This window comes from Bacillus sp. FSL M7-0307 (assembly GCF_038627835.1).
Lineage (GTDB): Bacteria > Bacillota > Bacilli > Bacillales > Bacillaceae > Bacillus > Bacillus altitudinis.
This window is the reverse complement of sequence record NZ_CP152023.1, coordinates 974,941-987,801: the sequence shown is the minus strand read 5'-3', so window position 1 is coordinate 987,801 and position 12,861 is coordinate 974,941. Positions and strand designations below refer to the sequence as shown.

The window sequence follows — 12,861 nt, the reverse complement described above, 5'->3', positions numbered from 1 at the left end:
GAATGGATCATTTAGTCTTTGAAGTTGGAACGGCGCTTATTCTCATCGCCATTGCCAGCTTAATCGCCAATAAAATTAAATTTTCTATCATTCCTTTTCTCATTGTCCTCGGGATGATTGTTGGTCCGCATGCACCAACCATCGGGATCATTGATTTGAAGTTTATCGAGAGCACCGAGATTATTTCGTTTTTTGGTAGAATGGGTGTCCTGTTCCTTCTATTCTATCTGGGGCTTGAGTTCTCTGTCGGCAAACTCATAAAATCGGGTAAATCCATTGCAGTCGGCGGATCTATTTATATTTTGATCAACTTTAGCTTAGGATTGCTTTATGGGTTTATCACAGGCTTTGGATTCCTCGAAGTTCTCATTATGGCAGGCGTTATCACCATTTCATCCAGCGCCATTGTCGCCAAAGTCCTTGTCGATTTAAAACGGACAGCGAACCCTGAAACAGAGTTAATTCTTGGGATTATTATGTTTGAGGATATTTTTCTCGCCGTTTATTTATCTGTCGTATCCGGTCTTGTCCTTGGAGATGCCACGTCCGTTGGCGGTGCCTTATTATCTATTTTAATCGCTTTTGGTTACATGATGATTTTCTTTATCATCGCGCGTAAGCTGCCAAAACTATTAAACAAACTATTCGATATCCGTTCAAATGAAGTATTTATCATTGTCATTTTTGCCGCTTTGTTCTTCGTGGCTGGTTTTTCAGAGACGATTCATGTCGCAGAGGCCATTGGCGCTCTCTTACTCGGTCTTGTGTTTTCAGAAACAGAGCACTCAGACCGCATTGAACATCTCGTTGTTCCTTTTAGAGATTTCTTTGGCGCCATGTTCTTCTTCAGCTTTGGACTAAGTATTGATCCATTTACATTAGGAGATGCCTTCTGGCTTGCGATCGGTGCTGTCATTCTCACCTTGATCGGGAACTTCACCGCTGGGATGTTTGCTGGAAGAAGAGCCGGTTTCTCTCATAAAGCCTCTTCTAATATTGGATTAACCATCGTATCAAGAGGAGAGTTTTCCATCATTGTAGCCGAACTTGGGATTGCAGGCGGGCTTGCCGCTACATTGAAGCCATTTGCTGCATTATATGTATTAATCCTTGCGATTTTAGGACCGCTAGTGACGAAAGAATCAAAGCGTATCTATCAAATCCTAAACAAAATCTTCAAATGGAAAACTGAAAAACCAAAAGTAAAAAGAGAAACAACCATTTAATTGAAAAGGGCCCTGTGCAGGGGCCCTTTTTTATATCTATTCAAATTGCTGAAATGCTGTTTCTTGCTTCACTTGTTCTTTCGTATCCCCGCGAATGGTTCGGATGACTTTCTGATTGCGGTAGATCGATAGTTTTAAATTGGTCGCCGCTGTTCCATGAGAGTGATCGAGGTTCGTGAATGTAAAGAGATGATGAGACCGTTTGTCTTTAAACACAAGCCTGAAGTCGTCTGTCACTTTAAAATGCTCATCGCTTTCCCATTCAATCAATGGTTCATATGCGCTAAACCATTCCGGAATATTAGGCTTATATCCTGTAGCCAATACAACATGATCGACTGTGATTTTCTTTTCTTTCTTCAGCTGCCATTGTTTCAAATGCAGCTCTACCTGCTGCTCATCCTCCATATGTATCGCTTCAAGCTCAGTCATTGGCTGAATGAGTACAGATGGCTCTTCTCCTGAAACGGATCGATGGTACAATTCCTGATAAATGCGAGAAAGCGTCGATGCATCTATGCCATTCCTTAATCCTGCCAGTCTAGGCAATGTGTTCATCCGTTCTTCATAAGGAAGGGAATGAAAATATTCAACATACTTAGGTGTAAATAGCTCCTGACCAAGCTCCGCTGTCTCTAGTTCTCTAAATTCACTTGAACGTGTAAACCATGAAAGCTGCTGTCCTTTCTTCTGATGCTGAAGCAGGTCTAAGAAAATTTCAGCTGCACTCTGACCTGAACCAATCACCGCCACCGTTTCAGCTTCATGAAGTTCTTTTTGTTGATCTACATAACGGCTGCTATGGGTCACATGCGGCAACGCAGCTTCTGGCACATCGACAGGAATCATCGGTTTGCTTCCAGTACCAAGGACGACATGCTTTGCACGATATTCAGAAAGCGCCCCATCTTTCAACCGCCGAACTTTTACAAGATACCCGTCTTCACAGTCGGTCACTTCTTCCACCTTCATCCCGAACTGACAGCTATCTAATTCTCCTGCAACCCATGATAAATACTCATTGAATTCTCTCCGGGGGATATCAAATTGTTCAAATGTATAAAAGCGGTGAAGCCTGTTTGATTCATGTAAATAATTTAAAAATGTATACTTGCTCCTTGGATTAGCCATTGTCACAAGGTCCGCTAGAAAGGAAACTTGTAAGTCTGTTCCTTTGATGAGCATACCAGGATGCCAAGCAAATTCGGTTTCCTGTTCAAAAAAACAGCATGTCACATCTTCATACTCCTCTAATAAAGCGGCCAATCCTAAATTTGCTGGCCCAATCCCAATTCCGATCACATCCATCATATGTACACCTGCTTTACCTTTTTACCCCCTATATACCCTTTTACAAATGAAAAAAACACTGCGTCACCGCAGTGTTTACATGTGAGAAACAAATAATGACTCAAGAAACTGAATCTTCTCTTCCGTATAGTGCTCATAACGATCATTATAAGACTTTGGATCTTTTGGATTGGCATACTGCGTAATTTTTCCGGTTCGCGGATCAATGAATTTACTCGCAGCGCCGCATCCAATGCCAATGATCGTCTGCACCTCTTCCATAATGATAATATTATACAAACTTTCCTGTCCATCTAACGAATACCCGACATTTTCGAGATTCCCCAAAATGTTTTTTTGTCTGTATAAATAGTACGGATGATAGTCATGTGCTTTTGTCCAAGCAACCGCTTCATCCATCATACGTGTGATCTCTTCTCGGTCTGCCACTTGATACTTTTCCTTATTGCGGGTCATTTCAGACGCTCTCTTAAAGGAAAGTGTATGCACCGTTAAAGATTCAGGCTTCAGTTCTTCTGTCTTGTTCAAGGAATGCTGGAATTCCTTTAGCCCTTCTCCTGGCAGTCCAATGATTAAGTCCATGTTAATATTATTCATGCCATACTGCCTTGATAAATGATACTTTTCAATCGTTTCTTCCACACTATGGTGCCGGCCAATCGCTTTCAATGTTTCATTCTCATATGATTGCGGATTGATACTAATCCGGTCAATATGATAACGGTTGAGCACCTCCAGCTTATCAGGTGAAATCGTATCAGGTCGTCCCGCTTCTACAGTGACTTCCCGAATATGTTTCACATCTGGAAAAGAGCGATACATCTCCTCATACAGCAAATCCATTTCTTCTGCTGTAATACTTGTTGGAGTACCTCCGCCAAAATAAACAGTCGTCACTTTAATCCCATGTTCCTTTAACCATTCGCCCATTTTTTGCATCTCATAATGCAGCCCAAAAAGAAACGTTCCCACTCTTCCAGCTTGTCCTTGAATGGCATAAGCAGGGAACGTGCAATAAGCACATTTTGTTGGACAGAAAGGAATACCGATATAAATACTCACTTCCTCCTGTAGATCGTACAGATCTGGAATGGCTTTGATTTGACGATCAACAATCTCCTGCATCAAATTGATCTTTTCATCATGAATCAAGTAATCGCGCTTTAACGCTGCATGTGCTTCTTCCTTTGTCATGCCTTCTCTTAGCATCTTATGAAGTAATTTCGTAGGGCGTATCCCCGTAAGAATCCCCCATTTTTGCGTCATTCCTGTATATTCCTGAAGCAGATGTAAATAAACAGACAGCACAGTGTTTTTGATTTGCTTCCAGCGCTCTTTTTCATTCAAGCCCTCTGGCATCTCTCTTGTAAAACGACTCGTCATATCTGTTCCAGCGATATGGCCAGAAGCCTCCACCCTACCATGGGTTTCTTTCCAATCAAACACCATCACTAGGCCATCATCCACTTCACCGGAATCAAACAGCACTTCACTATCTTCTTCAAATAAATTGGCTATATTGACAAGCGGTCGATGAAAACGTTCATCAGACAGCCCTTTAACTAAAATTCGCATCGTATCACCTTTATCTTCAAACTTGTTTCATTTTACAAAATTCATCTAGGAAAAGCAATGAAGAGAACAGACGAAGGCCCTGCCATTTCTTAATAGACAGGGCCTTCACTATACTATCGTTTAATATCAAATTGATGTAAAAAACCTTCCCTTTGCTGCATTCTAAAGTATTCTTTGATCATATAAGCAACACCCTGTTCATCATGAGAACGTGTCACCCAATCGGCTTTACGTTTGACCGAATGAGGTGCATTCCCCATCGCAACGCCTAAGCCAGCTAACTCAAGCATCGGGATGTCGTCTGTCCCGTGACCGATCACGACCGTATCTTCTAATGTAAAACCTAGTGCTGAAGTTAAAAGAGAAAGTCCTGCTTCTTTCGATACCCCTTTGCATACAATATTCATTTTCTCATCACTGATCTTAATCAGATCAACAGATGGGAATGCTTGTTGAATGGTTGTGTGGATTTCAGGCTGAAGTGCTGCCGTCGAATACACTTCAATGACAGGTGTGCTCACCGGTTCATCCATGAGCATATCACTTAATGATTCAACAAATTGAACGGGATAGAAAATGGGATCAGACGGATGAATCAACGTTTTTCCCATCAATTGAGACTGTGTTTTTTTCCGATTGCCGATTGAGAATTTTTCATGTAACAAGCGAACATTACAATCAAAGCTTTCAAGGATCTGCACAAGATTAAATGTTTTCTCTTCCGTTAATTTCTTCACATGGAGCGGCTCATCAAGCTTATCAGCGATAAATGCACCACTATGCGTCACAAGAGTTGAAGTTGGTATTTTCAACGCCTTGGCAATTTTTTGTGCAGATCGAAAATGACGGTTGGTGACAATCGTCACGTAAACCCCTTTTTTCTTAACATATTCCACAGCTTCTTTTGTAGCGGAATGGATTTTCCCATTGGAACGAAGTAACGTTCCATCTATATTGAGTGCAAGTAGCTTTTTTGACACTGAGGCATCCCCCTTCTTGATGACTGTACTTACGATGAGGATATGCCCTAGCTTATCGCTTTAGAACATGCAGTTGAAGCAGCCCTTGTTTTATGCCTCAATCGCAAATAAAAAAAGCCTACCCCTAGGCTTTTTTTTATGTATGGTTTGGATGCGTAACAATGGCGTGATGAAGCTCCCCATGATCCCCTCATCTTTCACACACCAAAGCATTGCTTATATCATATCCCCTTATGCTTTGCTTTTCTCCCAGAAGCGCTTCTCTCTCATTTGACTCATCGTCGTAAATCCAAAGTGGAACGCACCCAATTCATCACGATAGCGCTTTTTGAAAGCACTTTCAATAAGTATTATCGCAGAATTTACGAGCTTCGACAACCCTTTTTTTAAAGATATACAAGCGGCGATATGAATGAAAAAAAGGGCGAATATGATCGCCCTTTCAATTAATTTTCTTCTGTATTTCCATAAAGCTCTTCAAGAGGCTTCATGATAATTTTATTTAATTCACCGATGAGAACACTTACGCGTTGTTCTGCTTCCATCAACTGAGAGATTTTATCGTGCTGCTGCACAAGTGCAACCGTTTTTTGCGCTTGCTCTACTTCTTCTTGTGTAATCTCTTGACCAGTCATTTGTTTTTGTTGAAGGTTTACTTGAATGTCACGGAAGTTCTCAAACATTCTTTTAGAGGACTCATCCCCGTTTACCTCATCATAAAGATTTCTTAACGCTGAATATTCTTCGCTATGACGCAGTGCTTTTTCAAGGTCATATGCAACATCATAAAGATTTACAGACATGTTATGTCTCCTTTCTATCCGTTATCACCGATATGGATCGGCGGACACCACTCCACTATAACAAACTATGGCTTTCGTTTCACATATATACAATAAATTCATCGAAATTTCTCGATCTTGCCTTAGAATAAGGTGACAAAAATCGCTTGGACAGCACCGATCAATCCACCTAAAAGACCGCCTAAAAATGTGATCATCTTCAGCTCCTTATTAGATATGCTGATCACAAGCTCTTCCATTTTTTCAAGCGGGAAAAGTTCAATTTGTTCACGAATAATTTCTTCAAATTGGAGCTTTGCGAGCAGTCCCTCAAGCGCATTAGATGCGGCTTCAATCCCTTTATCAATGAGAGATGGAGCAAACTTGGTCTTAAGATCATCCGCTACTGCACTGATGTAAACTCCTACTGGTCTATCTAACAGAACCTTTGTAGAAAAATGTGAAAGCAATTGCTTTTTCACACTAAATAGAAGCTCTTTCACATTCCATTTTTTATCAAGCTCATGTAAAGAAAATTGCTTTACCTTGTCCCATTCTTGAACAAGTAAATCTGATAAAAACCTTTTTGTCTCTGCATTCTTTAAGAACTTCATCATTTCAGGATGTACGCGATCAATTAAGCTTGAATTCCCTAAAAACATTTGGACCATACTGCCAAGCATTCCTCGTTCTTTTAAGAAATCATCTATCATATGACCGAGTCTTGCTTTTCCCTCATCACTTTCAAAGTAATGAATGCCTCTCTTTAAAATATAATCTGCGGCATCTGGAATTTTGGATGCAAGCTTATTTTCTACATCCTGTGGCAGCAGCTCAGACAACGTTTGCTGATCATACTTTTCAAGCAGTGAGTGGAGCTTATGATCAGTCCACTGATGAAGCCATGCGTCAGCTTTAACGTCAGCCTGTGAAAAACCGTATCTTTCTAACATGGAGAAAACCGTCATTTCCATATCAGCACCTTTATCAATATATCGGTGCACTGTCTGCAATATCTCTTGCCTTGCCTCCGATGATTCAAATCGTTTTTGAATACCCTGTGGCGTTAGTAAATGCTCCATCACCATGACGCCAACCTGCTTGGCTACTTCATCTCTCCTTTTAGGAATAAGACCTGGTGTAAATGGGAGCTGCTTCCCAAATAAATAATATGGCTTATACGGACGAAAGAGCATTTTAATTGCGAGATGGTTTGTTGCTGCCCCTATCACTGCACCTATCACAATCATAAAGAGAAACGTTGTGAATATATCCAAAGTCGTCATCTACCTTTCAAACAACACCTGAAGTTTATTGTTTTTATCTATACGTATTATAGTTGTTGTCAAGAGTCCAAGCAAATGAAGCATTCAATGTGACATATGAGACAACGATCTGTCGTAATGATATAGGAACGCCAAGTTTATGTAAAATCAACAAAAAGTGTTTTTCAGATGTTAAAAAAAGAATTTGAAAAGTAGGTGTTGTTTCATGACGTCAACGCTCGGCATTGTCACTCTTTCTCCGAAGCATGAAGAGGCATTCACACTTCAGCTTGCCAAAGCTGCCTCTACTTTTGATTTAGAAGTTGTTCGTTTTTCACCTCTAGATTTAAAGCCTGCTTCAAATGTCATTCACGGTCAAAAATTTACGACTGGCAAAGGATTTGAAGCGTCAGAATTTCAGATTCCTGACTTGATTTATGATCGTTGTCTTTATCAGCATGACGCACAATCTAAAAAAGCAAAACCTATCATGAATTGGTTAAAAAAGTATCCAAAAACCGTTTTTTTGAATACTGGAATTTCAAATAAAATGCGGCTATTCGAGCAGCTCCGTCTCCTCCCTTCTTTACAACCATACTTACCTGTCTGCTCTCTATTGACAGAGCCTTCAGACCTTCTCAACTTTGTCAGAAAGGGCGGATATTGTAAAATACAGCCGCTTTCTCAACAGCACGCAGCACCCTCTGGCTTCATTTCTTTAAGAGACAAATCACTCATTACTGTGCAGCTAAACGCTAAGCAAATCATCACTTTTTCACATTCAGCAGAGGTTGAGCGCTGGTGCAAAAAGTATATCGGCCGATCTTTCCTTCAATTTTTTAACACGAATGATCAAAAAGACGTTTTATTCAATGAAATTAGAATTTCACTTATAAAAAACTTACAAAATCAATGGAATAGCATGGGGATTTATACAAAACCATCAGTAGAAAACAGCCTTTTAAGCAATACACAAAATTCCGGTCATGTGGTAGCCTTTGATCACTATTTAAACTCATTAAAGCCACACATCAAGGAGCTGCTGTTAGATGATATTGCCTCCATTCAGTCATCTCTTCCAGCGTTTATAGACAAAACTTTCTCACCGTGTATTGAATTCGCTGTAGACTTGCTTCATACAAATGAAGGCAGACTTTTTATCTCAAACGTAAGATCAAAGCCAGGACGATCCTCTTTTTTAAAAGCTTATCCTGAGAAAGAGAAGCAATTGATTCAGACCATACTTGAACATGCTAAATCGATGATGGCTGAAGAAAAGGAGGTTCCTTATGAAGAGAAAACGCTACATCATCGCTCCTCATTCAGCAATTGAAAAAACAGTACATCTCCCTGTCCAGTTTAAAGAGCAGGGGGCAATTTTATCTATTGCTTTAGGTTCTTGTTTAGTAGATGATTTCACCATTTCCTATCATCATCAATCACAAAGGATTTTATTATCAGAAGACCTTTATCGCGCTTTACTCATTCCATACAAAACGAAAGCTGAGGTCATATTAGTTCAACATACACTCTATATAGGACCTCTCATCGGCATTTTCACTGCAGGATTCGAACAAAATACAGCACCTTTAGGCACTAGGTCTTCCTATTTTATGAAACTGTTGCAATCTTGCAGGCAGCATGCTGGTTTCGCATATCTTTTTGGTACTCATTCTATCGATTGGGATAAAGGAATAGTAGACGGTTTGCTTTACCAAGAGGAGCGCTGGGTAAAAAAGAAGATGCCCCTCCCATCCGTTGTTTATGACCGGCTCCCTAATAGAAAGGCTGCTCAGTCGGCATTCATTCAAGAAACAAAACGAAAACTCACTCAAGACTACGATATCCCTTGGTTCAACCCTTATTTTTTTAATAAATGGGACATTCATGAACAGCTATTAACAGATGAAAAAACAAGCTCTTTCTTACCACATTCCATACGATTAGATCCTGTTGATGCTTTAATTAAAATAGAAACACTCCTTCATCTGCATCATGTCATTTATTTAAAACCAACAAACGGCAGTCATGGAGACGGTATTTATCAGTTAAAGAAGACGGAAAACGGGATCACTGTCTGCTCAAATAAAGAGAAATCCACTTCATATCATTCCGTAGACCATTTCGTGAAAAAACTGCGAAAAGATTGTGCAATTCAAGACTTGATTGCACAACAAGGCATTGAGCTTCTTCAAATAGACAATCAACCACTGGATTTTAGAATTCATACGAATAAAAATAAGTATGGTCATTGGACTGTTACAGCCGCTGCTGGAAAAGTTTCAGGAGATCACACTGTCACAACCCATCAACTGCATGGTGGTTCAGTAAAAACACTGTATGATATCTTTCCTGATGCAGAGAAACGTTTGAAGGTTTTGCAAGAGTTCTCTGATACTGCCCTCGCACTTAGTCGTGTGATAGATGAAAAAATGCCCGGTCTGATTGGCGAAATTGGTTTTGACTTAGGTATTGATCACTTAGGTGCTATCTGGATGTTTGAAGCCAATTCTCGTCCAGGCCGCGAGATTTTTCTACATGCACCATTGAAAAACTCAGAATGGCTGATTGGGAAAAGAATCGTTGAATACGCATCTTACCTAACACAAATGGCTCTTACTCCTATAGACCATGCAAACGCCTACTGATGATTTCTTTTCATGTCTCTGAAATCTGTGCTTTCCCTATGCTCTTTTCATCAGATGAGATACAATAAAACCAAGTTCAAGGTTGTTTCCGTATTGTCGTGTGTATTTATTGTTTCATCAATAAAAGCAAGGAGGCAATGATGATATGATTTCTCATTTTCAATGGAAACCTCTCTTTAAAAAAGCGCAATTACCTGGTTGGAAAATATCCTTTTTTCATAATGGTTCACACTATGAAGGCATTTATCACAAAACGGGTGATATTGAATGGGGCTCTCAGCTTCCGCCTCATGAAGTTGAACCAACCTTAAAAGAAGAAATCCACGAATTAATGCTATTCCATGTGTATGATTAAACTGTTTAAGGAGCCTCGCCATGTTAGAAAAGCTAAAACTTGTTTACGGACACCATATCATCAGTTCACCAACAAATGATAAACAAACTCTCTGGTATCAAACAGACAAAGGCGAAATTTTCGGAGTGAACAAAACGGAGCTAACAGAAAGAGAAACGCTTCTTCTCAATTCATTCCTCACACCAATTGATGTACCTCATACGCAGGAAACGGAAGAAGAACAGAAATGGTACAGCTATCTCTTTGAAAACAAATCAATCACCATCGATCAATCCGTCCGTGTTCATTTTTTTAAAATGGATCACCAAGCAGAACAAAGGCAGCAAATAAAAGAGGCTGTGAACAGCAGCCTCGAACATATTCATTTCATATGGACAGGCACTGAAACAGCTATGCTCATTCAAACAAACGCCACATCAGAAAATGGTCAACTTGAACAACTACATGATTTGTCTCAAGCCATCACAAGTGATTTTTTAACAGACGTTGTCTTCATGCAAGGACAGCTGCATTTGCCAAATGAAAATTTAAAAAAGAGATTATTGAATGAACATCAGCTCTTTTTATGGCATCTGAAGCAAGGAAAACTTAGGTCAGGGGTTGCAACATTTTATCAATGTCTACCTGCTTTCATTCGCCATGATACAGACATGGTTTCTGCCGCTATATCAGATGCATTTATAGAAACAATCTTTGATCGGGACGTTTACAGAACTCTCATGACCTATATGCAATGTAATTTAAATGCATCGCAGGCAGCAAAAGCTTTATATGTTCATCGAAACAGCCTTCAGTATCGGATTGATAAATTTATTGAACGGACAGGACTAGATATACGGCATTTTCAAGAAGCGTCAGCTGCTTATTTCATGATGAATCTTCTCGATCTTTCTTAAATGATCCTATCATGAGCACCTTGCCTAAAAATGAAAATAAGATATTGTGCACGTTGTCCATTTACAGACACCCTTCCTTTTTATACACTTCATTTATAAGTAAAGCGCTTTCAAAAAAGGGACTGGGAGGCTACCACCTATGGCCGAAATGATGCTGAATCAAATTTATAAAGTGTACGATAACAAAGTAACAGCAGTAGATAACTTTAATCTACATATTGAGGATAAAGAATTTATTGTGTTTGTTGGTCCATCTGGGTGCGGAAAATCAACAACCCTCCGCATGATTGCAGGCCTTGAAGAAATTTCACAAGGGGATTTTCTATTAGACGGCAAGCGAATGAATGATGTGGCACCAAAAGATCGGGATATTGCGATGGTTTTTCAAAACTATGCCTTATACCCTCATATGAATGTGTACGATAATATGGCTTTTGGATTAAAGCTTCGAAAATTTCCTAAAGCAGAAATTGATGAGCGGGTACGAAACGCTGCGAAAATATTAGGGCTTGAACAATACTTAGATCGAAAACCTAAGGCATTGTCTGGAGGTCAAAGACAGCGTGTTGCACTTGGAAGGGCCATTGTGCGCGATGCAAAAGTCTTTCTTTTGGATGAACCTCTTTCTAATTTAGATGCTAAACTTCGTGTTCAGATGCGTGCCGAAATTTCTAAACTTCATCAGCGGTTGCAGACGACATTCATCTATGTCACACACGATCAAACAGAAGCCATGACAATGGCTACTCGGCTTGTTGTCATGAAAGATGGCTTTATTCAGCAGGTTGGCGCACCAAAGGATGTGTATGAAAACCCAGAGAATGTCTTTGTAGGAGGATTTATTGGCTCTCCAGCGATGAACTTTTTTACAGGAAAACTGTCTGACGGAGCCATTGCCATTGGGAATACGCACATTCGTGTACCAGAAGGAAAAATGAAAGTATTACGCAGTCAGGGCTATATCGGAAAAGATGTGATTCTAGGCATCAGACCAGAAGATTTCCATGATGAGCCTGTGTTTATAGAGGCTTCTGAGGGAACAAAAATTGAAGCAAACGTAGAAGTGGCTGAATTAATGGGAGCCGAAACGATGCTTTATTCTTCTCTCGCTGGTCAAACGTTTATTGCACGAGTTGATTCTCGCACAGATATTCAGGCAGGTCAGACGATCCCTCTTGCCATTGATATGAATAAAGCTCACTTCTTTGATACAGAGACTGAGCTGCGCATCCGCTCAGCTGAATAAGAAGACGTTCCACAAACCATCACCATTGGGTGGTGGTTTTTTGTATGTGAAAACAACATTTACCATGTTCTTTTTCCGTATGTTTTTTTCGTAGCGAACCATAATATTTAGTACAAAGCAGTTACCTCATTGGGTTTCGCCAAGTGGCAAATGACTTGATCATTTCGCTGGTGCGACTCCAGCAAACCCAACCAAAAAAATCATATATAAAAAGGAGATTCACATCATGGCAAATTCTAATAGTTCAAATCAATTACTAGTTCCTGGAGCAGCGCAAGCAATCGATCAAATGAAATACGAAATCGCTTCTGAGTTTGGTGTAAACCTTGGAGCAGAAACAACAGCTCGTGCTAACGGTTCAGTTGGTGGAGAAATCACGAAACGTCTTGTATCTTACGCTCAGCAAAACCTTGGCGGAACAAAAGCTTAATTTCATATCTGGATCATAGAAGGCACCTCTTATGGTGTCTTCTTTTTTTGGTTTTATCCCTCACCGATTCCTTTTGAATTCATATGATGTATTAGAAAGGAGCGGATCTTCATGGACATTATTTCAGGTGTGAATTTTGAACTTCTA

Annotated in this window: 12 protein-coding genes; 7 read left to right on the top strand and 5 right to left on the bottom strand. The window is 40.0% G+C overall.

Going from position 1 to position 12,861, the window contains the following annotated elements; genetic code table 11:
- The first annotated feature begins 2 nt into the window (after positions 1 to 2).
- Positions 3 to 1,226 (top strand): cation:proton antiporter, encoded by a 1,224-nt coding sequence (locus MHI41_RS04955; RefSeq protein ID WP_007497140.1) that lies wholly within the window; start codon positions 3 to 5, stop codon positions 1,224 to 1,226.
- A 36-nt stretch (positions 1,227 to 1,262) separates the two neighbouring features.
- Here MHI41_RS04955 and MHI41_RS04950 read toward each other — a convergent pair whose 3' ends face one another.
- From MHI41_RS04950 to MHI41_RS04930, 5 genes are all read right to left on the bottom strand, one after another.
- A complete protein-coding gene (locus MHI41_RS04950) occupies positions 1,263 to 2,537 on the bottom strand; it encodes a SidA/IucD/PvdA family monooxygenase (protein ID WP_108611342.1) in 1,275 nt (424 codons plus the stop codon).
- 75 nt (positions 2,538 to 2,612) lie between these two features.
- Positions 2,613 to 4,112: a coproporphyrinogen III oxidase gene (locus tag MHI41_RS04945; RefSeq protein ID WP_212047091.1), complete on the bottom strand. Its 1,500-nt coding sequence runs from the start codon at positions 4,110 to 4,112 to the stop codon at positions 2,613 to 2,615.
- Between the two features lie 113 nt (positions 4,113 to 4,225).
- Positions 4,226 to 5,092: a Cof-type HAD-IIB family hydrolase gene (locus MHI41_RS04940; RefSeq protein WP_008348923.1), complete on the bottom strand. Its 867-nt coding sequence runs from the start codon at positions 5,090 to 5,092 to the stop codon at positions 4,226 to 4,228.
- 446 nt (positions 5,093 to 5,538) lie between these two features.
- On the bottom strand, positions 5,539 to 5,895 hold the full coding sequence (locus tag MHI41_RS04935) for a YlbF family regulator (RefSeq protein WP_008348927.1): 357 nt from the start codon (positions 5,893 to 5,895) through the stop codon (positions 5,539 to 5,541).
- 122 nt (positions 5,896 to 6,017) lie between these two features.
- Positions 6,018 to 7,151: a DUF445 family protein gene (locus tag MHI41_RS04930; RefSeq protein WP_342494605.1), complete on the bottom strand. Its 1,134-nt coding sequence runs from the start codon at positions 7,149 to 7,151 to the stop codon at positions 6,018 to 6,020.
- 214 nt (positions 7,152 to 7,365) lie between these two features.
- On the opposite strand from MHI41_RS04930, the gene MHI41_RS04925 reads away from it, so the two are divergent.
- The 6 genes from MHI41_RS04925 (at position 7,366) to MHI41_RS04900 (ending at position 12,714) form a co-directional block, all read left to right on the top strand.
- Entirely contained in the window at positions 7,366 to 8,472 is a 1,107-nt protein-coding gene (locus MHI41_RS04925; RefSeq protein ID WP_342494604.1) for a YheC/YheD family protein, read from the top strand.
- The gene (locus MHI41_RS04920) at positions 8,429 to 9,787 is read left to right on the top strand and encodes a YheC/YheD family protein (RefSeq protein WP_342494603.1); all 1,359 of its coding nucleotides are present in this window, start codon (positions 8,429 to 8,431) and stop codon (positions 9,785 to 9,787) included. Before MHI41_RS04925 ends, MHI41_RS04920 begins: the two co-directional genes overlap by 44 nt.
- A 145-nt stretch (positions 9,788 to 9,932) precedes the next feature.
- Positions 9,933 to 10,142, top strand: coding sequence for a YheE family protein (locus tag MHI41_RS04915; RefSeq protein ID WP_008348933.1), 210 nt, complete (start codon positions 9,933 to 9,935; stop codon positions 10,140 to 10,142).
- 20 nt (positions 10,143 to 10,162) lie between these two features.
- Positions 10,163 to 11,038, top strand: coding sequence for a helix-turn-helix domain-containing protein (locus MHI41_RS04910; protein ID WP_342494602.1), 876 nt, complete (start codon positions 10,163 to 10,165; stop codon positions 11,036 to 11,038).
- A gap of 139 nt (positions 11,039 to 11,177) precedes the next feature.
- The gene (gene ugpC / locus MHI41_RS04905; protein WP_024719977.1) at positions 11,178 to 12,284 is read left to right on the top strand and encodes a sn-glycerol-3-phosphate ABC transporter ATP-binding protein UgpC; all 1,107 of its coding nucleotides are present in this window, start codon (positions 11,178 to 11,180) and stop codon (positions 12,282 to 12,284) included.
- A 226-nt stretch (positions 12,285 to 12,510) separates the two neighbouring features.
- Positions 12,511 to 12,714, top strand: coding sequence for an alpha/beta-type small acid-soluble spore protein (locus MHI41_RS04900; RefSeq protein ID WP_008348940.1), 204 nt, complete (start codon positions 12,511 to 12,513; stop codon positions 12,712 to 12,714).
- Positions 12,715 to 12,861: the final 147 nt, after the last annotated feature.

What these genes read in the sequence shown, in the direction of transcription:
- MHI41_RS04955 (WP_007497140.1), top strand. Translation starts at nt 3, where the DNA reads ATGGATCATTTAGTCTTTGAAGTTGGAACGGCGCTTATTCTCATCGCC.
- MHI41_RS04950 (WP_108611342.1), bottom strand. Translation starts at nt 2,537, where the DNA reads ATGATGGATGTGATCGGAATTGGGATTGGGCCAGCAAATTTAGGATTG.
- MHI41_RS04945 (WP_212047091.1), bottom strand. Translation starts at nt 4,112, where the DNA reads ATGCGAATTTTAGTTAAAGGGCTGTCTGATGAACGTTTTCATCGACCG.
- MHI41_RS04935 (WP_008348927.1), bottom strand. Translation starts at nt 5,895, where the DNA reads ATGTCTGTAAATCTTTATGATGTTGCATATGACCTTGAAAAAGCACTG.
- MHI41_RS04925 (WP_342494604.1), top strand. Translation starts at nt 7,366, where the DNA reads ATGACGTCAACGCTCGGCATTGTCACTCTTTCTCCGAAGCATGAAGAG.
- MHI41_RS04920 (WP_342494603.1), top strand. Translation starts at nt 8,429, where the DNA reads ATGAAGAGAAAACGCTACATCATCGCTCCTCATTCAGCAATTGAAAAA.
- MHI41_RS04915 (WP_008348933.1), top strand. Translation starts at nt 9,933, where the DNA reads ATGATTTCTCATTTTCAATGGAAACCTCTCTTTAAAAAAGCGCAATTA.
- MHI41_RS04910 (WP_342494602.1), top strand. Translation starts at nt 10,163, where the DNA reads ATGTTAGAAAAGCTAAAACTTGTTTACGGACACCATATCATCAGTTCA.
- ugpC (WP_024719977.1), top strand. Translation starts at nt 11,178, where the DNA reads ATGGCCGAAATGATGCTGAATCAAATTTATAAAGTGTACGATAACAAA.
- MHI41_RS04900 (WP_008348940.1), top strand. Translation starts at nt 12,511, where the DNA reads ATGGCAAATTCTAATAGTTCAAATCAATTACTAGTTCCTGGAGCAGCG.